Genomic DNA, 20,439 nt, shown 5'->3' on the forward strand with positions numbered 1-20,439 from the left:
GATCTGTTAGGTAAATAAATTTACAAACAAAAGGAGCGTTTGTTATGACAATTTCATGGATTCAAGCAATCTTGCTTGGTATTTTCGCCAGCTTGTCTTCAATGCCTGGTATGGGAGGTTCCAGTATCGGGAACTATACACTCGGTCGTCCTTTGATCGGTGGGTTGATTTCAGGTTTAATTCTTGGAGATGTGACAACCGGTATTATGGTCGGGGTTGCCCTTCAAGTCGTTTATATCGCCTTGGTAACACCTGGTGGTACCGTATCTGCCGATGTGCGTGCCATCTCTTACATCGGTGTTCCTCTTGCTATCTTGTTTGTGCATGCTAATAACATCACAGATGAAGCAGGAATCGCCGCAGCTGCAGCTCCAATCGGTGCAGCCGTTGGGACAATTGGTACAGTTCTTTTCTACGGTACCGCTACTATGAACTTGGTTTGGCAACACATTGGTTGGAAAGCCGTTGAAGAAGGAAACTTCAAAAAACTCTACGCAGTTGACTGGGTTTACCCTTGGATCTCTCACTTCCTCTTCTCTTTCCTTCCAACAATGATTATCACCAAATACGGTGAAAACATGGTTGATTTGATGAAACAATACCTTCCTATGGATGGTTACTGGATGAAAGCCCTCTTTACAGTCGGTGCTCTTCTCCCATGTGTCGGTATTGCCATCTTGTTGAAACAAATTGTTACAGAAGCAACTGACTTCATTCCATTCTTTGTTGGATTTACCTTGGCAAAATCTCTCGGATTGAACTTGGTATCCAGTGCCGTTGTTTCATTAATCTTTGCAGTAATCTACTATGAACTTGAAGTGATCAAATCGATGAAAGCTGCTCCAGCCGGAGTGGTGGACCTAGACGATGATGAGGAGGATATTTAAAATGGCTGATAGAAAGAAAATTTCAAAGAAAACATTAGCAAAAGCATTCCATCATTGGTATTATGGTCATTTGACTTGTTTCTCTCAAGAACATATGCAAACCTTCGGGTACTTGACTTCTATGCTTCCAATCGTAGAAGAAATGTATGACACAAAAGAAGAACAAAAGGATGCTATGCAAACCTATACGGCCTTCTTCAACACTGAACCACAACTTGGATCTCTTGTTGTAGGGATCACAGCTGGTTTGGAAGAAGCGCGTGCAAACGGAGATGCAGTGGATGGCGAAACCATCAACGGTATGCGTGCCGGTTTGATGGGACCAATCGCTGGTATTGGTGACTCATTGGTTGTTGGTACCTTGATCCCAGTTCTCTTGGGGATTGCCCTTGGACTTTCTAAAGGTGGTAACGTCGCTGGTGCCCTCTTCTACATCGTCGTATGGAACCTCTTAGTCTACTTTGGTATGCGCTTTGCCTTCTTCAAAGGTTACCAATTAGGGGATAAAGCCGTTGAATTCCTTGTAGGACCAAAAGGACAAGCTCTTCGTAAAGCGATCAGCGTCGTCGGTGGTATGGTTATCGGTGCCGTAGCAGCTACTTGGGTATCTGTTACAACAGCCCTTCAATTCAAGAATTCTGAAGGAAAAGTCTTCTTGAACATCCAAGAAAAGATCGATGGTGTTTATCCAGGTCTCTTGACAGCAGCCTTCATCACTCTTTGCTGGTGGTTGATGTCTAAGAAAAAAATTTCACCAAACAAAGTTATGTTACTTCTCGTTGTAGTGGCTTTGATCGGTGTTGCCCTTGGTATCTTTGACCCACATCTTAAATACTAAGGTAAAAAAACGAATTTGCTAGTAGGAGTTTTTGAGAATGAAGTGAATGGACCTCCTTTACTTGCACTTCATTCTCAATTTTTATCAGGAGGAATCCCATGGTTACAAAACAAGAACTTGTCAATGGATATGAAACAGAAATCAAGTACCAACGCCACATGCTTGAAAACCTTGGTCGTTGGTTCAGCTTACTCTTTATCATTGCCAGTATTGGTGTGGTATTGATCTATCTCTTTCACAAAAGTTTCCTTCCACTCTTGATCCTCGGGATTTTACTAGCCTTGATTGGAATTTTAGGCATGATTGTTTTTGGATATGGCATCTACCGCGGGCGGATCAATCTTCAAAAAGTGATCGATGATTTCAATCAAAAATTGACAATTTTAAATTGAAATTTTAGAAACATCTCATCTATTTTTGAGGTGTTTTTTTCTTGACTATTTCTGACCAAGTGATACAATAGAAACATAAGTTAGCACTTACGTATAGAGAGTGCTAAAAACACGTATGGAGGAATGAACATGTTAAAACCATTAGGAGACCGTGTGGTCTTAAAAGTAGAAGAAAAAGAACAGACTGTTGGAGGTTTTGTCCTCGCAGGTGCGAGCAAGGCCGATACAAAAACAGCTGAAGTGGTTGCCGTTGGTGAAGGTGTGCGTACCCTAAGTGGTGAACTCATCGCTCCAGCTGTAAAAGCAGGAGACCACGTTTTGGTTGAAAGCCATGCAGGAATTGAAGTGAAAGATGGGGAAGAAACCTACACCATCGTTGGAACAGCAAACATTCTTGCAATTGTAGAGTAAGAGAAGAAAGAGGTAAGAGAAATGGCAAAAGATATTAAATTTTCATCTGATGCACGTTCTGCAATGGTCCGTGGTGTCGATGTCTTAGCAGATACAGTGAAAGTTACGTTGGGCCCTAAAGGGCGCAATGTGGTTCTTGAAAAATCATTTGGTTCACCCTTGATCACAAATGATGGGGTGACCATCGCAAAAGAAATTGAATTGGAAGACCATTTTGAAAATATGGGTGCTAAATTGGTGTCAGAAGTGGCTTCTAAGACCAATGATATCGCAGGTGACGGTACAACGACCGCAACGGTCTTGACTCAAGCTATCGTCCGTGAAGGGATCAAAAACGTCACTGCAGGTGCTAACCCAATTGGCATCCGCCGTGGGATCGAGACCGCTGTTGCAACAGCAGTAGAAGCTTTGAAAAACAATGCGATTCCAGTATCGAGCAAGGAAGCGATTGCTCAAGTAGCTGCTGTGTCTTCTCGTTCTGAAAAAGTCGGTGAGTACATCTCTGAAGCCATGGAAAAAGTTGGCAAAGATGGGGTCATCACCATTGAAGAGTCTCGTGGAATGGAAACCGAGCTTGAAGTGGTTGAAGGCATGCAGTTTGACCGTGGTTACCTCTCACAATACATGGTCACTGATAATGAAAAAATGGTGGCAGATCTTGAAAATCCATACATTTTGATCACTGACAAAAAGATCTCAAACATCCAAGAAATCTTGCCATTGTTGGAAAGCATTCTTCAAAGCAACCGTCCACTCTTGATCATCGCAGATGATGTAGATGGCGAAGCTCTTCCAACACTTGTCTTGAACAAGATCCGCGGTACCTTTAATGTCGTAGCTGTTAAGGCACCAGGATTTGGTGATCGCCGCAAAGCCATGCTAGAAGATATCGCTATCTTGACAGGTGGAACTGTTATCACAGAAGATCTCGGTCTTGAATTGAAAGATGCAACCATTGAAGCCCTTGGTCAAGCAGCTAAAGTTTCAGTCGATAAAGACAGTACTGTCATTGTCGAAGGTTCTGGTAACCCAGAAGCGATCGCTAACCGTGTTGCGGTCATCAAGTCACAAATCGAAACCACAACCTCTGAATTTGACCGTGAAAAATTACAAGAACGTTTGGCTAAATTGTCTGGTGGCGTTGCCGTAATCAAGGTTGGTGCTGCAACAGAAACAGAATTGAAAGAAATGAAACTCCGTATCGAAGATGCCCTTAATGCGACTCGCGCAGCCGTTGAAGAAGGGATCGTTGCCGGAGGTGGTACAGCTCTTGTCAATGTCATCTCTGCAGTCGCAGCCCTTGAATTAGAAGGGGATGAAGCAACAGGACGCAATATCGTTCTTCGTGCTTTGGAAGAACCCGTGCGCCAAATTGCCCACAATGCCGGTTACGAAGGATCTATTGTGATTGATCGCTTGAAAAATGCCGAAGTCGGAACAGGTTTCAATGCTGCAACAGGTGAATGGGTGAATATGATTGATGCAGGAATCATCGACCCAGTGAAGGTGAGCCGTTCAGCCCTTCAAAACGCCGCTTCCGTAGCGAGTCTGATCTTGACGACCGAAGCAGTCGTAGCCAACAAACCAGAACCAGCAGCCCCAGCAGGACCAGGAATGGATCCAAGCATGATGGGGGGGATGATGTAAGACACGTAGCCTAATGGGTGCTGAAGCACCTCATTAGGCTACGGCAAGCATCATGGTGCCTTGCCGAAGTGTCTTACTAAGAAAATAAAGAAGGCGTTATCGGCCTTCTTTATTTTCTGTCGTAACCTGATACCCATGATTGGTTCTAAAGCACGAATCATTTGACGCCAGCCGCTATTGTGCGGTCTGGCTAATCGTCTTACTAGCTCAAAGAGAGTGGAACAGAAATCGGTAATTCGTTAGAATTCGATTTCGTTGTCCCACCTCCGCACAGTTGAGTAGGGCTGTAAAAGCTGATGAAATCAGCGTAGTAGAGCCCACTCAACCACTGCGTCTTGCTCGACAATCCAAAAATAATTGAGAGGCTAGGACTTTTGTCCCAGCCTCTTTTTATCGTGCTTTGGGATTTTCATTTGTTATGGAATAATATTTTTATTTTAAATTTTGTAACAGAAATGATAAATACTAATTAAAGAGGACTTGCGTAGATGCTTGGGAATCAAGCATTTGCGGTGTTTTCAGGCAGAGGGATATTTGCCAACAAATTGCAATACAAATTAACTGATTTTGTAATAATTCTAGTGTATACTAGTAAGAGTAGATCACAGGTCTACATTGTTGCAAGGGGAGAACTTCCCACATACATGTCTATTGACAATAAAACTTGATCGTAATATCGCTGTTAGTAAAATGAGAGTTTGAACATAGCATAGATTTTATCGACCTTTTTCATATTAAAAAATATTTTTCAAATTCCCCTTGCGCAAGCTCTTCCGGATTCCTCCGGGAGAGTTTTTTTGTTAAGGAGAAAAGGTAGAAGGGCTATTAAGTCTCTTTTGAAAGAGTGGCTCAGCAGGCATCATTTATGGTAAAATAGAACATATTCGTAGAGGGGAAGGAGTGAGGACTTTGTTGAAGATTTTTGTGTTAGAAGATGAATGGATCCAACAATCGCGTATCGAAGCGGTCTTGCAGGATCTCATCCGTCAAAAATTCTTGCAATGCAAAGCGCCAGAAGTGTTTGGGAAGTCAAGCCAGTTGCTGGATGCTATCACAGAGAGAGGCGCCCATCACCTATTCTTTTTAGATATCGAGATTAAAGGTGAGGAGAAAAAAGGTCTGGAGATCGCAAAAGAGATTCGTAAGAAAGACCCCCATGCGACCATTGTCTTTGTCACCACTCACTCTGAATTCATGCCCATTACCTTTCAGTACAAAGTAGCTGCCTTGGATTTTATCGATAAAACGCTGAGTGAGGAAGAGTTCAAAGAGAGAATCAGCTCAGCCATCGACTATACCTTGGAGCAAGCTGGGACCACGATTGCGCAAGATGCCTTTACGTTTGAGAGTGCGATGGCGCGTGTACAAGTTCCTTTTAATAAGATTTTGTATGTTGAAACGTCTCCAGCCATTCACAAGGTCATTTTACACACCCAGGAAGAGCGCTTGGAATTTTACGCTAGTATTGCCGATATCGAAAAAGCAGATCCCCGCTTGTATCGGTGCCACCGCTCCTTTGTGGTGAATCCGCAAAATATTACGAAGATTGATAAAGAAGCCAAGAAAGCTTTTTTTGAAAATGGAGACAATTGCTTGATCTCACGGACCAAGTATAGAGGCTTACTGGAAGCTTTGAAAAAATAGAGGGAGAAAGAATTGCTGTTAGATATTCTAATGTCTTACCTAAAGTTCTTCGTCAGCATGCTGATCTATCGTCATATCAGTAGACAAGAGTTCACCTTGCGCTGGCTCTTTTTGTGCCCCTTCTTCTTTGCAATTATCTTTACCCTTGTGCCACCGGTAGGCTTTTTTGGCTATTTCTTAGTATTTATTGCCTATAGTTTCTATCGAAATCGTAACATACGACACCTTTTGAATATTTTTTACGGGCTCTACCCGGTTGTCATGGAGAGTCTCATTGGGCGCCTCCTAGCCTTTTATGTCTTTCCGATGCTCGGGATTGTACTTGTTCATGAGGCATCTGTCAGCTGGTATGATGCTCTACTTGAATTGTTGGTCTTTCCTGTTTATATAGGAATCACTAAATTGTTAAAACTAGATTTTACAGATTTGAAAGTAGGGTTTCAACGGCAGTATTTTAATCGTTTCTTACTCCCAATGAATCTTTCCATGTTTGTGTATTTGCTCAGTGTTGTAGGTCTGGTGGTTTTTGAGGATGCTATTCCTCATGCAGATGCTTTACGGGAACAGTTAAATAGTATTTATCTGATTTTGTTTTTTGTGATGCTCTTGTATTTCAATGCAGTGTCCAAAGAACGATTGAAACAAGAGATTCTAGAGCAAAAAGATAGGCAACTGCAGGAGTTAGCCACCTATAGCCAACACGTCGAAATGCTCTATGGGGAGATTCGTGCCTTTCGTCATGATTACCTGAATATTTTAACCAGTCTCAAGTTAAGTATTGAGCATGAAGATCTCAATGCGATCAGGGAAGTCTATGAGAATGTTCTTCGAGAGAGTGGCCAACAATTTTACGATAGCAAGTTTGATATTGCCAAACTCAGTCACATTGAAAATCCAGCTGTAAAAAGTGTTCTGTCCGCAAAATTATTGGAGGCTCAAAACAAAGGGATTGGGATCTCTGTCGAGATCGATGAACCTGTTCGAGATTTATTCATCGAGGTTTTAGATTTCATCACCTTCTTATCCATCCTTTGTGACAATGCTATCGAAGCGAGTCTTGAATCAGAGGACCCCCAGCTGACTCTTGCCATGCTCCAGGAGACGAACTCCCTTATTTTAATAGTTGAAAATAGTACAAAAGCTGAAAAAATAGATCTGGCGAGAATTTTTGAAAAAGACTACTCGAGTAAAGGAGAGGGCCGCGGTCTTGGATTGTACAAGATCCAACAATTACTGGAAAAGTATCCCAAAACGACAGTGTCTACCAAGAGTTCAAACTACCGATTTACCCAAAGCCTGACCTTTTGGAAGGAATAATGGAAGAGAGAGTGGGACAGAAATCGGTCATTCGTTAGAATTCGATTTCGTCGTCCCACCTCCGCACAGTTGAGTAGGGCTGTAAAAGCTGATGAAATCAGCGTAGTAGAGCCCACTCAACCACTGCGTCTTGCTCGACAATCCAAAAATAATTGAGAGGCTAGGACTTTTGTCCCAGCCTCTTTTTTGACCATTCACGACGATTTTCTGACCGATTCTGACAGAGAGCCACAAAGCCTGCCTCTTTGAAGTATACTGTACACAAGATCAATAAGAAAAGAGGGATCGTATGTTTCAGGTCGCATCTATTACAAAATCATTTAAGGAGAAGACAGTATTAAAAGGGGTGTCTTTTTCGATAGAAGAAGGAGACAAAATTGCCTTGCTAGGAAATAATGGGGCAGGTAAAAGCACCCTGTTCAATATTATCGCTGGACAGCTCCAGGCCGATTCGGGGACGATAAAGACTTCGCTTGATTTTCAAAGAGAAATTGGGATGATGCCTCAGGGGGATCTGCTCATCGAGGATCTAACCCTTGCTGAATTCGTCGAATTAAAAAGCCGGATGAATCAGCTGAAGCAGGCTGATATCAATGGACTCTTAGAAATGGTCGAATTAAGAGAATCAAGAGAGCAGATGGTAGGAAGTCTTTCCGGTGGTCAAAAGAGACGCTTGTCCTTGTTGGTAACTATTTTGAATCATCCAAAGTTGATTTTTTTAGATGAGCCAACGACTGGCATGGACTTGGAAGCAGTGGATAATTTTTGGAAATTGCTGGAGCAGCAAGAGTTTACATCTGTTGTGGTGACCCATGATTTCAACCAAATTGATGCCTTTTTTACAAAAGTCTTGATTTTAAAAGATGGTCGAATTGCTGCCACAAAGTCTGTTGAGGACATTCACCAGGCTGGTCAAACCATTGAGCAGTATTTCCGAGAAGAGATGAATAAAGGAGGGGAACAAGCATGAAAAAGATTCAATTAAAACAAGTTTTACGAAATAAGCGCTTTGTATTATTCACCATTATTTTACCCATAGGCTGGTATATCTTCTTTGATCAGCTTCAAAAAGGAGTTTCGCCAAGTATTTTATTAGGTATTGCCGTATTTATCGGGGTCATTGGCAATAGCCTTGCAACTTTTAGTAAGCGTATCGCCTCAGATATTGGGTTTTATTCTTTTGAATCCCACTTTACAAGCTATAGTGTCAAGAACTATTTATGGGATCAATCGATCGTACAACTGATTCTGAACAGCTTGATCTTTTTAGCAGTACTAGTAGTTGCTGTTCTAGGTTTTCACTTTCCAGTGACGACTAGCCTGTTGGTGCAATTTTTCCTCTTATCCTTGATGGGGATATACTTTAGCGTGATTGGCTTTGTTCTTGGGGTAAGAGTAGATGCCAAGACGATTGATACCATTGGCTTTCCTGTCATTATTTTGGCTGCTATGACCATTATTCCCTTTGATACGCTTGGCGCAAGTGGAGGATTTATGGACCTGGTTGGCAAGCTACAACGGGCTTTCCCGGGCTATTATTATACAAAGCTGATCCAAGATTTGACCGAGAAACAAACGATCGATGTCTCTCAATTGGCGCTCTTTGTTGCTGTATTTGGATTGAATTTGCTATTTTTCTATCTGCTCGTACCCAAAGGGAAAATGGGGAACTAAGAACAGTTAAATAAGAAAATGAGTAGGAGTTACCCCTACTCATTTTCTTATTATAAATCCATGATTTCTTTTTTCTTTTGGTCAAATTCATCCTGAGATAGAATGCCTGCATCTAAAAGTGATTTTAACTTTGTCAGCATCTCTATTTGTTCGTCAAAAGTCATCGTCGGCTTGCTTGCTCTGTCATCTAATTGTTGAGCTATATTCATTCCAAAGATCATTCCAGGGCCATCTCCGAGACCATGCTGTTCAATTCCCGAAGCGATCTTTTGTTGGGCTGCAATATTAGATGATTTCTGTGATACATCATCATATGCTTTTAAGTTCATCTTATTGGATGAAAATTGTTTTACTAACTCCTTAGATTCAGGTGAGAATTCGATATTTGCAATAGCTACTTTTATAATTTCAAAACCAAAACGTTCTTTCCAAGTTCCAGCATATTGATTATCACAAGCTACTTGGTTTGCTAGAACTGTTGCTTGTGATGGTAATTGTGAAATTCGGTAAGTAGTAGATAGAGAATTTAGAGCTACAATAAAAGATTGTAAAAATTCAGTTACAATTTGGGACCTCGCTTGCAGGCTATCAAACGTATAATAACTAACATTTGCAGGAAGAAAGTTGCGGACAAATCGTTCTGCATCTGTAATTTGAATAGAGAATGTACCGAATGCTCGCACTTCTAAGTCAGCTCCATAAAACAAATCGTTATACATAACGGGTCCGCGGGTTCCGAATTTAATATCCCGGATCTCTCGTAAATTTACAAAAGAAATCTGTTTTTGTTGATCACTCTGGCCACCAAAACCAACACGGTTTACTACATTATCGAAAAGTGATTTTTTTATTCCGTCACCATTAAAGATACTATTTTCTCCATTTTGGTATTCGTATCCACCTGGTTTAGTAATGATTTCCTCGATTCCGGATTGGCTAAAGATAAAAGCGGCTGTATTCTCTGGGACAAAAATTTTAGAACCATTGGAGATAACGCCTACAGATCCCTTATTATTAACCCCTCTACCGTTGTTGTTTTCCTGAAGAATACCAGGGCTTACTGCTGTATGTTCGTCAAAAGCTTGAACTGTAATGATTTCTTTCCACTGATCAGCAAATGTACCACCAATTGAATCTGTTACTGCTTTAATAAATCCCATTTGTTACTCTCCTATAGATTTTGTTCCATATCGCAATATGAGCATCTTACTGTTTGTTTAGCTAATCCTGACAAAGGAGCTCCGCAAAAAGTACACTTTGTGGTGATTCTTTCAGGCTCTTTCTCTTTAATTCCTAATCCTGTTTTAAAGACGTTAAAAGTATCTTTTAGAGTTTCAGCTAAAACATCTAGTCCAAACAGGCTACTATCTCCTAACTTATCAAAATTACTTGTATCTCCTGTTACAAGCTTAATTAAATTGGAAGCCCATTTGTCGGTATCTTTAGCGTTATCGAACCCAAAAACGACTTGGCCTCCATTGTAGTATATTTCTAAGCGTTTTGATCCATTTACTTTACAGACCGAAACCTGTGGTTTTCCCTCGAACAATTTGATTTGATTAATAGGAATCAATTGTTGACTTTTCTTTCCTCCAAAGATTCCTTTTTTAATATGGACTAAATTTAGATTTGTCAAAATCAATTCGTCTGTTAAAGTGGTTGAGTTCCCAAAACAAACGTGGTCGCTGTGCATTATCATAAATTCATGAGGTAATAGTTGATAATCCATTTTTTTCTCCCCTATAGAGCAAATTTGTTTTAAATGAATGTTCATAAAAAACCGACCCCAGGGACCGGTTTTCCTTGGAAATTAGAAGATTCTCTTGCTTAGCTAGCTGCTAATTGATCAACCAACTCTTTGAGAGAGTCTCTGTATTCTTTAAGAAATTGGACAATATGCTCTTTTCCTTGAATTGGAGAGTTCTTTAATGCACCATATTGTTTTTTCTGATCTTCCATTGATTGAGTTAAAGATTTTTTCTGTTCTTCAAAAGAAGCATCATCGCCTAGGCCTTTTTCCTTATACACAGCTTCACATTGATCAAAATAATCTTGTATAATCTTTTCATACATTATCAAGTAATCCTCATAGGTTTTGATGGATTCGATTGTTTGATCAGATGTATCCTGAGGGTCAAATTTGTCAACACCCAATTTTTCTTTTGCTTTATCTATGATCCCTTTCTTTTCGGAAGTGCTAGAAGTAGCTTCTGTTTTATCTTCTTTTGATGACGAGTGTAGTTTTGAAATAGAGCTACAAGCCATTAAAGTTGAGATAGTTAATAGTGAAATTCCCAAACCTAAAACTTTACCTGTTTTTTTCATAAAAAAACTCCTTTTTCATTTATATGGTTATTATATCATATTACACACCGGGAAGAAAACCCTTTCACTAGAAAAAGATGAATTCATTTTTTACGTTTAATAAGATCGGTTGAACAAGGTAAACGTTTTTTGATTTGATAGCTACAATCAAGTTAGTCGAATATTTGTAAATGGTATTCGTTCGTCAAGTACTTGGATAGGTTTTGCCAATCTTCTTCCTTAAATTTACAAAAATTGACGAAGAGTTTTACGGTATGGTGCTCTGTGTCAATGATCGTATTAGATTTTGAGAGATTTTCTAGTGCAGTATTTTCCCTCAGCTGAAATTCGATAAAATAACTCTTACTATTTTGGTGATCGGGGTCACTAACGTCAGCCACTTTATAGGCTGCACTCACCAAATCTTCCTTGGGGATAAAGATATCTTTTGTCAGGATCACTCCCTGATAAGCATGGATCCCATCAGAAGTCAGTTCAAAAGCGATCTGACGGCTAGTCAGTCTTTTGATCCCAGCAATGGTTGCATAGATCGCAATTAGAAATAAAAGGATCTGAATGAGGGTGACGAAACTGACTTTGGGAATTCCCTCAAAACCTAGGAGCGATAAAAAAGCTAAGTGGATAAAGAGCGCACAGGCAAAAGCCAAAAAGCCATATCCGACATATTTTGAATAATAGATTTTCATTTTGGACTCCTTACATTTTAAATGCTATGAAAACTCGGAATTTCAAGTACCCTTATCATAGCGGATTCGGTGAAGAACTGTCAATTGTTTGGTAGGGTTCAAAGGTGGTTTTTATTTTAAATGGAATAACAATGGTGCAGAATGATTTAACTTCGTAGGCTACATTATAGTATCTAAAAAAGTGAGCTAAATACTCTTAAGACAAGCAAAAAAGCCTTGGTTCTCAAGGCTTTTTGTGCATAAAAAATGCCCCCTACATGGATTTGTAAGAACTTTTCATATTGAAAATAAACAAAAATGTTGAAATATAGCTGATTTTAGGGAAATACTTTTAGGTATTTTCAATGTCAGGATTTAAAAATGGGGCAAAAGCGGGGCAAAAACGAATGACTCGTATTTTGTTTGAAAACCTATAATACCTAATGATTATGCTATTCTAGATATATAGTTTTGTTATAAATAAATGTCAGTGCGAGATCAAATTGGAGAATAAAATGGAAAAACAAATTTCTACGTAGAATGGAATGCGAAAAAGTGATAATTAAAGAGACGAAAAAGCTGAGAATATGATTTCCCAGCTTTTTTGAATGCGATAGAAATAGCAACTAGACTATTTACGAAAGGCCTCAATAATGTAGGTGAAGCCAGTAACTAAAAATGAAAAGGCAATGACATAAACGACAAAGACACCTGTAGCCACTGGATTGAACAGAATCACTAGACCTAGTAAAAATTCAAGCAAGGCTACCCACGTGATATTGCTACCAATAATAGGGAAAATCAATCCTAGACGATTGCCTTTAAAGAAAGCAATAATGGCTTCTACAATTAACCAAATTCCTACAATGGTCGGAATGACGACCGGCAGGGTCACAAAGCCATAAGCAACGAGGTAAAGAGCTAAGAGAAGACTAACAAATCCTTGGAAAAGATAAAAAGGTGAGCGAAGCTCTTTTGGTGCAGAGAAATAGCCTAAAATAGCTGCTATAGAAGAAACCAGTAAACCAAATGAAATCCACCAGCTGTAAGCAACAAGATTAGCTACTGGGTTTGTAAATAGGAAAAGTCCTAAAAGGACAAAAACAACTCCTGCAAGGAATAGCAGTAAACGATTAGAAAATTTCATTTCAATACCCCCTATATAGTATAGTTTCTAATAAAACTATTGTACTTATTTTTATAGAAAATGTCAATAAAATAAATAAACAATTTGGAAGTTTCAGTCTGACTTACAAAAAGAAAAGGAGTTTTCACTCCTTTTCACAGATTGAAGACAAAGTCCTTATAAAAGTGTCTTCTAAAGATTTTAACTTCAATCTGAAGCGAGGTTATCCTCGCTTTTTCTATTTATCAAACAATTCCTTATTTTCAATTAAGAGTTCTAGTGGAGATTTATCCCTTGCTTCAATAAAACCAGGTTCATATTGGTTATGAAGTGTTCTTTTCTGAGAAGTTGGATCAATATACAACTCATCTCCATCTTCTGTGTATAGTTGGTTGCCTCTTGTTAAGTAAAGTAAATCCTCTAAGTACTGTCCATCAGTTTCTAGAAAATCTTCGATGTATTTGACAGCTTTTAAAATCTCACTTACTTTATCAGAGTATTCATTAGATTCAAGAACACTCTTTTCTAACTCAATCTCTTTACTAGTTCCAAATAGTTGGGTTGGAGTTGCATTAAAATATTCTGCTATCTTATCCAAATTTGCAAAGGTAGGATAGCTTTTTTGTTTTTCGTAATCAGAGATGTCTGGAAAGATTGCTCATAAAAAAATGTGGGGCAAATGATGGGGCAAATCAGTTATAGACAAGCAAAAAAGCCTTATAAATCAAGGCTTTTTCCTGTTGATTTAGATGCCCCCTGCATGGATTTGGAAAGGATTTTCATATTGAGAGTAATTAAAAATATTGAAATATAAGTGATTTTAGGGAAGTACTTTTAGGTATTTCCAATGTCATGATTTAAAAATGGGGCAAAAACGAATGACTCTCATTTGGTTTGAAAACCTATAATATCTAATGATTATGCTATACTAGAAATATAGTGTTGTTATCAATAAATATCAGTGCGAGACTAATCGGAGGATAAAATGGAAAAACAAATTAATGAAAAAATTATCGAAATGGATAGGGAATATCCCTTTTTATTTTGCTTTAAATCAGATTTTTGGATGGAATAGTAGATGATAAGACAAAATATCTTTGAACATACAAAAAGACAAACGCCAAAAATGACGTCTGTCTACGTTCTGAGGTAGCCTTTAGGCTCCCTTTTTTCTTAGAAAATACCGATGAGTAATTGCATGCCAAGACTAGTCAGGATGATAGCAATCCAGCAAAGGGCTCCAAGAAGAATGGATTTTCCACTGGATTTGATCATAGCAACGAGGTTAGTTTTGAGACCAATAGCACTCATAGCCATGATGATGAGGAATTTGGAGAGCTGTTTGAGAGGTGAAAAGAAGCTATTGCTAACACCAAAAGAAGTAAGGACGGTAGTTAGCAGAGAAGCTAGGATGAAGTAGAGAATGAAAACGGGGAAGATTTTTTTAAGCTTTACTCCTTGGTTGTTGTCTTGTTGACGGCTTTGCCAATAGGAGAGGAAGAGAGTAATAGGGATAATAGCTAAGGTACGAGTCAGTTTGACAATGGTTGCAGATTCTAGAGTATTGGTATGATACAGACTATCCCAGGCGCTAGCTGTGGCTGTTACAGAGGAAGTATCGTTGACCGCAGTACCCGCAAAGAGAGCAAAACCTTCGTTGGAGAGATGGAGCCAAGAACCTAGAGTTGGAAAGATAAGAGCTGCCAAGACATTGAAGAAAAAGATAACAGAAATGGCTTGGGCTACTTCTTTTTCCTTGGCGTGAATAACAGGAGCAGTCGCTGCAATGGCAGAACCGCCACAGATAGAAGAGCCTACCCCAATCAAGGTAGCTAGCTTTGTATCCATGTTAAAAAATCGTTGGAAAAAGAAAGCAATAATTAAAGCGATAGAAATAGTCGAAAGGATGACAGGAAGGGAAGATTTTCCAACTGCGAAAACTTGAGAGATATTGAGTCCAAAACCAAGTAAGATAACAGCATACTGAAGCAATTTTTTGGAGCTATAAGTCAAACCAGCATCCAGTTGTTTATAGGGAGTGAGAAAGGGGTAGAGAATCATTCCGATAAAAATGGCGAAAACAGGTGCTCCCACAACAGGCAGAAAGCCTCCTAAAACCCAAGAGATGATAGAAATGATCAGACAGGCTAACAGTCCTGCCCAATTTTTTGATAGAAATGACATAAAAACCTCCGAAAATAAATACTTCTTATTATAATCTTATCTGTCAGAAAAGTAAAATAGAAAGTAGGAATAAGGTTGTAAATTAACGGAATTTTGCGGTCAGAGAGCTTTTGTAGTTTAATAGATATATGTTCTTTGATCAATAAGGATGCAAATGTGGCATATGTTATTGAAAAAAATGAATTTGATGAGCCTGGATATGTGAAGTAATTATGTGAGATAAGAAAATAAATAAGAGAGTTGAAAATGTACTGCACCCCAAAAGTTAGACAGAAAAAATCTAACTTTTGGGATCAGTACATATCCTCGCTTTTTTTAATCTAATAGGTCCTTATTTTCAATTAAGAGTTCTAGTGGAGATTTATCCCTTGCTTCAATAAAACCAGGTTCATATTGGTTATGAAGTGTTCTTTTCTGAGAAGTTGGATCAATATACAACTCATCTCCATCTTCTGTGTATAGTTGGTTGCCTCTTGTTAAGTAAAGTAAATCCTCTAAGTACTGTCCATCAGTTTCTAGAAAATCTTCGATGTATTTGACAGCTTTTAAAATCTCACTTACTTTATCAGAGTATTCATTAGATTCAAGAACACTCTTTTCTAACTCAATCTCTTTACTAGTTCCAAATAGTTGGGTTGGAGTTGCATTAAAATATTCTGCTATCTTATCCAAATTTGCAAAGGTAGGATAGCTTTTTTGTTTTTCGTAATCAGAGATGTCTGGAAAGATTGCTCATAAAAAAATGTGGGGCAAATGATGGGGCAAATCAGTTATAGACAAACAAAAAAGCCTTGTAAATCAAGGCTTTTTCCTGTTGTATGTAGATGCCCCCTACAGGGCTCGAACCTGTGACCCATAGATTAAGAGTCTACTGCTCTACCAACTGAGCTAAGGAGGCAAATATAAAAAGCTGTATTGGTGCCGATACTTCACGATTTGTATTGAACCCGCGCAATTAAGCAGGTGGGCAACTCGCTCTGACTTAGCTGCTTCCGCGTGAAACGGCCTGCATACTGCCAGAAGTCTTTTGTTTCCCTAATAATACAAAAAATAGTCGGTCAACACTTAAGTGTGAAGTCGTACACCACAGCGTTTCTATATGTATATGATACCACATTTTGAAAATATTTCAAGGAAAAATCTCAATTTTTTGAAACCGATGTCACTTTTTCTTAAATTGATCAATCTTCTCCTTGGTGGCTCCGAGAGCACGCTCGTACTTGCCATTTTCATTGGGAATAAAGTAGGAAGCGTGTTTGAGCTTGTCTGGCAAGTAGTCCTGATTGACCCAGTTGCCAGGGTAGTTGTGAGGGTATTTATAGTTTTGCGCATTTCCCAGTTCCTTGCTTCCAGCATAATGACCATCGCGGAGGTGGCGAGGAATAGGAAGGTTGCCAGAACTTCTAAGATCAGCCAGCGCCTTGTCCATTGCGACGTAGGCTGAGTTGGATTTAGGCGAAAGGGCTAGATCGATGACAATATTGGCGATGAGAATGCGAGCCTCAGGAAAGCCGATGCGCTCAGCTGCTTGAAGGGCTGTTACCGTATGAATCTGCGCATCTGGATTGGCCAGACCGATGTCCTCATAAGCGATAACAGTCAAGCGACGAGCGAGGCTGGGTAGATCTCCGGCTTCGATCAAACGAGCGGCGTAGTGGAGACTAGCATCGACATCCGAACCACGGATAGATTTTTGCAGAGCAGAGAGCACGTCGTAGTGGCCGTCTCCATCTTTGTCCATAGTGATGTAGCTGCGCTGGAGGCTGTTTTCCATGATCTCTAGCGTAATATGGCGGATCCCTTCTGCATTTTCAGAGGTCGACAGCACAGCCAGATCGAGAGAATTAAAGGCAGAGCGAAGATCTCCATTGGTTGAGGTAGCGATGAAATCCAAAGCGTCCTCATCGAGCACGACTGGAAAATCAAAGCCACGCTCGGGATCATCCAGCGCCGTTTTTAGAGCTTGCTTGACCTCCTCCGTCGTCAACGGTTCCAGCTCAAAGATTTGTACGCGGCTACGAATAGCGGGTGTGACAGAGAAAAAGGGATTTTCAGTCGTTGCACCGATCATGATGACCAGACCGCTTTCGAGCAAAGGCAGGAGAAAATCTTGCTTGGTTTTATCGAGGCGATGGATTTCGTCCAAGAGCAGGACCAAGCCACCAGAAAATTTGGCCTCCTCTGCGATTTCTTGTAGGCGTTTTTTACTGTCAACCGTTGCATTAAAAGTCCGAAAGGCATACTTAGTCGTTCCTGCGATCGCAGAAGCAATACTGGTCTTTCCGATCCCCGGAGGTCCATAGAGAATCATAGAGGACAGACGATTGGCCTCGACCATGCGACGAATGATTTTGCCTTCTCCAACCAGGTGCTGTTGACCGATGACTTGATCGATCGTTCGTGGTCGCATACGGAGTGCGAGATTGTCGGGCATTTCCTTCTCCTTTCTAGCTTTGTCTCCTTTCAAAGAGACGGTTTTTATGGTAAGATTGTAGTAACTATTGTATCATATTCCGCTCTAAGAGTGGGAAATTAGAAAGAGGACGCTATGTCTAAATACGGATTTTTGGATGTTTTAGAAGAGGAGATGGACAAGGTTTTTCCTTTTGATTTTGAGATCAATTGGGATAAGAAAAACCATGCGGTAGAAGTGGCTTTTCTCTTGGAAGCGCAAAACACAGGCGGGGTTGCACTGGTTGATGAAGCTGGCGAAGAATCTGACGAGGATATCTTCTTTGAAGAAGCCGTGCTCTTCTACAATCCAGCCAAGTCTCATGTGGAGGAAGATGCCTATTTAACAGCGATTCCTTATGAGCCTAAAAAAGGCTTGTCTCGTGAGTTTCTAGCCTATTTTGCGACTTTCCTCCGAGATACAGCCGAGCTGGCCTTGGATGAGCTCATGGATTTCTTAGCAGACGAAGAAGCAGAGAGCTTTGAGATCGTCTGGAACCAAGAAGTTTTTGAAGAAGGAAAAGTTGGCCTAGAAGAAAGCACCTTTTATCCCTATCCGAGATATTAGGAGGGAAAGCTCATGCTTGAGGATTGCTTAGAAGAGCGGTTCGAATTTACGGGTTGTAAAATTACCTTGATTTGTGAGGGGCAAATTTTGACCATCTTGCGCGATGATAAAGAAACGATTCCTTACCCCAATATGTGGGACTTGCCAGGTGGTGGTCGGGAAGGAAATGAGACACCTTTTGAGTGTGTGGCGCGTGAGGTTTATGAGGAATTGAATATTCAACTGTCGAAAGAGGAAGTGATATGGTCCGAGATCTATCCTGGCATCTTGGATGAGAAGAAACAGTTCGTTTTTCTAGTTGGCAATCTAGCCCAAGAAGAGTTTGAACACATTGACTTTGGAGATGAGGGACAGGGCTATAAGTTAGTGAGCTTTGAAGAGTTTTTAACTTCAGATCGTGTTGTTCCCCAATTGCAAGAACGGGTGAGAGATTATGTGGAGAAGAAATTAGGATGAAGCGTAGTAAAAATATCAACATGTTTCTCATGGATGGAGAAGTTACTGGTATAATCAAATGTACCTTGTCCAATTGGACAGGTGTGATCTATAAAATTCCACGCATTCAATTATCAGATTTAAAATCACGTGACGAAATGAAGCAAAGTGGCATTTATTTCTTATTTGGTCGTGATGAAAATAAGCAAAAGGATGTTACCTATATTGGGCAGGCGACGAATCGCAAAAATGGTGAAGGTGTCCTTTTACGTGTTCAGGAACATACTCGTGATAACCATGCAGATTATTTTAATGATGTGATTATTTTGACGACGCAGAATATTTCCTTTGGTCCCACAGAAATTAGTTACTTGGAAAATAAATTTACACAACTAGCAAAGGACGCGGGGCGCTTTATTGTCAAAAATGGGAATGAGCCCAATTCTGGGAATGTAACAGAAGAAAAGCAGTCTGAGTTGGATGAGGTTGTAGAAAATACTTTGATGATTGTAGGAACCTTAGGGTACCGAGTGTTTGTTCCTATGACCAAGAAAACAGATCAGAATGTTTCTAATGAAAATTCAACTCATCTCTATTTGAAGCGAAAAACAAAGAAATCAAATCGAATGATTGAAGCTATCTGCGAACAGACTTCGGAAGGTTTTGTTGTTTTAGAAGGCAGTCAAGTGGATGAGGTTGATTCACCCGCAATACCAGCAAGTCTAAAAGAATTGCGTAAGGAATTAATCAAATCAAATGTGATTAAAGATGGTGTTTTACAAGAAAAACAACTGTTCTCCAGTCCATCTTACGCAGCCGCTTTTGTACTAGGCATGAATACGAATGGTCGAACGGATTGGAAAAATAAGGACGGTAAGACTTTAAAAGAATTAGAAGAAACAATGGATTGTTAAGGAGAATCAAATGGAAACATGGCAAGAGTTAAAAGTTACAGTGAAGCGTGAGGGTGAGGAACTAGTCTCCAACCTCTTGATCGAGTTAGGCGCCCAAGGGGTAGCAATCGAAGACAGCATGGATTATGTGGGAAATGTCGACCGCTTTGGTGAGATTTTTCCTGATGTCGAGCAGCAAGAAGAAATTGTGGTGACCGCCTACTACCCGGAGACGGTCGATGTAGCTGCGGTTGAAGCGGACTTGCAGGCTCGCTTAGCAGAATTGACAGACTTTATGGATCTGGGTGAGGTCAAGATGGGGACGACTGCTCTAGCTGAGGAAGATTGGGCCGACAACTGGAAGAAATACTATGAACCAGCTCGCATTACCCATGACTTGACCATCGTGCCGTCATGGACGGACTATGAGGCGACTGCGGGAGAAAAGATTATCAAGCTGGACCCTGGTATGGCCTTTGGAACTGGGACCCACCCAACAACCAAGATGAGCCTCTTTGCCTTGGAGCAGGTTCTTCGTGGTGGCGAAACAGTGCTGGATGTGGGGACAGGTTCCGGTGTTCTCTCTATTGCTAGCTCACTCCTAGGTGCCAAGGAAATCTTCGCCTATGACTTAGATGATGTAGCGGTTCGGGTCGCTCAGGAAAATATTGAACTCAACCCGGGAATGGAAAACATCCATGTAGCTCCAGGCGATTTGCTGAAAGGCGTGGAGATTGAGGCAGATGTCATCGTGGCCAACATCTTGGCGGATATTCTTATCCATCTGACAGATGATGCTTATCGTTTGGTCAAGGACGAAGGTTACCTGATCATGAGTGGAATTATCAAGGACAAATGGGACATGGTACGTGAGTCGGCTGAGTCAGCTGGATTTTTCCTTGAAACCCACATGATCCAAGGGGAATGGAATGCCTGCGTCTTCAAGAAGACCAAGGATATCTCCGGTGTGATTGGAGGCTAG

General features: G+C 40.4%; 22 protein-coding genes, 1 tRNA gene and 1 other RNA gene. 13 read left to right on the forward strand and 11 right to left on the reverse strand.

What is annotated here, in order from left to right; all coding sequences use genetic code 11:
• The first annotated feature begins 44 nt into the window (after positions 1 to 44).
• The 9 genes from RIN70_RS01295 to RIN70_RS01335 all read left to right on the forward strand — a co-directional run bounded on the left by RIN70_RS01295 (position 45) and on the right by RIN70_RS01335 (position 8,810).
• Complete coding sequence (locus RIN70_RS01295; protein WP_014712796.1) at positions 45 to 887, forward strand: PTS mannose/fructose/sorbose/N-acetylgalactosamine transporter subunit IIC; 843 nt, start codon at positions 45 to 47, stop codon at positions 885 to 887.
• Complete coding sequence (locus tag RIN70_RS01300) at positions 871 to 1,725, forward strand: PTS system mannose/fructose/sorbose family transporter subunit IID (RefSeq protein ID WP_037585172.1); 855 nt, start codon at positions 871 to 873, stop codon at positions 1,723 to 1,725. The genes RIN70_RS01295 and RIN70_RS01300 overlap by 17 nt, the downstream gene beginning before the upstream one ends.
• Positions 1,726 to 1,823: 98 nt before the next feature.
• Positions 1,824 to 2,117: a hypothetical protein gene (locus RIN70_RS01305; protein ID WP_031572673.1), complete on the forward strand. Its 294-nt coding sequence runs from the start codon at positions 1,824 to 1,826 to the stop codon at positions 2,115 to 2,117.
• Positions 2,118 to 2,246: 129 nt separating this feature from the next.
• Positions 2,247 to 2,528 carry a co-chaperone GroES gene (groES, locus tag RIN70_RS01310; protein ID WP_024055367.1) on the forward strand — a complete coding sequence of 94 codons (282 nt, stop codon included), beginning with the start codon at positions 2,247 to 2,249 and terminating at the stop codon, positions 2,526 to 2,528.
• Positions 2,529 to 2,549: 21 nt separating this feature from the next.
• Positions 2,550 to 4,175, forward strand: a complete 1,626-nt coding sequence (groL, locus tag RIN70_RS01315; RefSeq protein WP_070590330.1) for a chaperonin GroEL — start codon at positions 2,550 to 2,552, stop codon at positions 4,173 to 4,175.
• 909 nt (positions 4,176 to 5,084) lie between these two features.
• The gene (locus RIN70_RS01320) at positions 5,085 to 5,819 is read left to right on the forward strand and encodes a response regulator transcription factor (protein WP_118228517.1); all 735 of its coding nucleotides are present in this window, start codon (positions 5,085 to 5,087) and stop codon (positions 5,817 to 5,819) included.
• A 30-nt stretch (positions 5,820 to 5,849) separates the two neighbouring features.
• A complete protein-coding gene (locus tag RIN70_RS01325; RefSeq protein WP_241672902.1) occupies positions 5,850 to 7,136 on the forward strand; it encodes a sensor histidine kinase in 1,287 nt (428 codons plus the stop codon).
• A 289-nt stretch (positions 7,137 to 7,425) separates the two neighbouring features.
• A complete protein-coding gene (locus tag RIN70_RS01330; RefSeq protein ID WP_272144446.1) occupies positions 7,426 to 8,106 on the forward strand; it encodes an ABC transporter ATP-binding protein in 681 nt (226 codons plus the stop codon).
• Positions 8,103 to 8,810: a hypothetical protein gene (locus RIN70_RS01335; protein ID WP_003017225.1), complete on the forward strand. Its 708-nt coding sequence runs from the start codon at positions 8,103 to 8,105 to the stop codon at positions 8,808 to 8,810. The genes RIN70_RS01330 and RIN70_RS01335 overlap by 4 nt, the downstream gene beginning before the upstream one ends.
• Positions 8,811 to 8,860: 50 nt before the next feature.
• Here the strand turns inward: RIN70_RS01335 and RIN70_RS01340 are convergent, their stop codons facing one another.
• The 11 genes from RIN70_RS01340 to RIN70_RS01390 all read right to left on the reverse strand — a co-directional run bounded on the left by RIN70_RS01340 (position 8,861) and on the right by RIN70_RS01390 (position 17,544).
• Positions 8,861 to 9,970, reverse strand: coding sequence for an SPFH domain-containing protein (locus tag RIN70_RS01340; RefSeq protein WP_118095970.1), 1,110 nt, complete (start codon positions 9,968 to 9,970; stop codon positions 8,861 to 8,863).
• Between the two features lie 11 nt (positions 9,971 to 9,981).
• Positions 9,982 to 10,539: a C1 domain-containing protein gene (locus RIN70_RS01345; protein ID WP_272144443.1), complete on the reverse strand. Its 558-nt coding sequence runs from the start codon at positions 10,537 to 10,539 to the stop codon at positions 9,982 to 9,984.
• Between the two features lie 98 nt (positions 10,540 to 10,637).
• Positions 10,638 to 11,135: a hypothetical protein gene (locus RIN70_RS01350; protein WP_118095969.1), complete on the reverse strand. Its 498-nt coding sequence runs from the start codon at positions 11,133 to 11,135 to the stop codon at positions 10,638 to 10,640.
• A 152-nt stretch (positions 11,136 to 11,287) separates the two neighbouring features.
• Positions 11,288 to 11,821: a hypothetical protein gene (locus tag RIN70_RS01355; RefSeq protein ID WP_201037030.1), complete on the reverse strand. Its 534-nt coding sequence runs from the start codon at positions 11,819 to 11,821 to the stop codon at positions 11,288 to 11,290.
• Between the two features lie 610 nt (positions 11,822 to 12,431).
• Complete coding sequence (locus RIN70_RS01360) at positions 12,432 to 12,947, reverse strand: DUF308 domain-containing protein (protein WP_155127159.1); 516 nt, start codon at positions 12,945 to 12,947, stop codon at positions 12,432 to 12,434.
• A gap of 217 nt (positions 12,948 to 13,164) precedes the next feature.
• Positions 13,165 to 13,581 (reverse strand): helix-turn-helix domain-containing protein, encoded by a 417-nt coding sequence (locus RIN70_RS01365; RefSeq protein WP_225305933.1) that lies wholly within the window; start codon positions 13,579 to 13,581, stop codon positions 13,165 to 13,167.
• A 518-nt stretch (positions 13,582 to 14,099) separates the two neighbouring features.
• Positions 14,100 to 15,110 carry a YeiH family protein gene (locus RIN70_RS01370; protein WP_031576934.1) on the reverse strand — a complete coding sequence of 337 codons (1,011 nt, stop codon included), beginning with the start codon at positions 15,108 to 15,110 and terminating at the stop codon, positions 14,100 to 14,102.
• A gap of 315 nt (positions 15,111 to 15,425) precedes the next feature.
• Entirely contained in the window at positions 15,426 to 15,839 is a 414-nt protein-coding gene (locus tag RIN70_RS01375) for a helix-turn-helix domain-containing protein (protein ID WP_313790768.1), read from the reverse strand.
• A gap of 96 nt (positions 15,840 to 15,935) precedes the next feature.
• Positions 15,936 to 16,008 (reverse strand) — tRNA-Lys (locus RIN70_RS01380).
• A gap of 5 nt (positions 16,009 to 16,013) precedes the next feature.
• Positions 16,014 to 16,206, reverse strand: a non-coding RNA gene (gene ssrS, locus RIN70_RS01385) — 6S RNA.
• Between the two features lie 66 nt (positions 16,207 to 16,272).
• On the reverse strand, positions 16,273 to 17,544 hold the full coding sequence (locus tag RIN70_RS01390) for a replication-associated recombination protein A (RefSeq protein ID WP_003013609.1): 1,272 nt from the start codon (positions 17,542 to 17,544) through the stop codon (positions 16,273 to 16,275).
• 114 nt (positions 17,545 to 17,658) lie between these two features.
• Between RIN70_RS01390 and RIN70_RS01395 the strand changes: the two genes are divergently transcribed.
• The 4 genes from RIN70_RS01395 to prmA are packed head-to-tail and all read left to right on the forward strand — an operon-like array spanning position 17,659 to position 20,439.
• Positions 17,659 to 18,129, forward strand: a complete 471-nt coding sequence (locus tag RIN70_RS01395) for a DUF3013 family protein (RefSeq protein WP_003009881.1) — start codon at positions 17,659 to 17,661, stop codon at positions 18,127 to 18,129.
• A gap of 12 nt (positions 18,130 to 18,141) precedes the next feature.
• The gene (locus tag RIN70_RS01400) at positions 18,142 to 18,585 is read left to right on the forward strand and encodes an NUDIX hydrolase (protein ID WP_129824462.1); all 444 of its coding nucleotides are present in this window, start codon (positions 18,142 to 18,144) and stop codon (positions 18,583 to 18,585) included.
• Complete coding sequence (locus tag RIN70_RS01405; protein ID WP_049482800.1) at positions 18,582 to 19,478, forward strand: GIY-YIG nuclease family protein; 897 nt, start codon at positions 18,582 to 18,584, stop codon at positions 19,476 to 19,478. The genes RIN70_RS01400 and RIN70_RS01405 overlap by 4 nt, the downstream gene beginning before the upstream one ends.
• 10 nt (positions 19,479 to 19,488) lie before the next feature.
• Positions 19,489 to 20,439: a 50S ribosomal protein L11 methyltransferase gene (gene prmA, locus RIN70_RS01410; RefSeq protein WP_049486462.1), complete on the forward strand. Its 951-nt coding sequence runs from the start codon at positions 19,489 to 19,491 to the stop codon at positions 20,437 to 20,439.

It is taken from the genome of Streptococcus parasanguinis, from assembly GCF_032163505.1.
GTDB classification, from domain to species: Bacteria; Bacillota; Bacilli; order Lactobacillales; family Streptococcaceae; genus Streptococcus; species Streptococcus parasanguinis_V.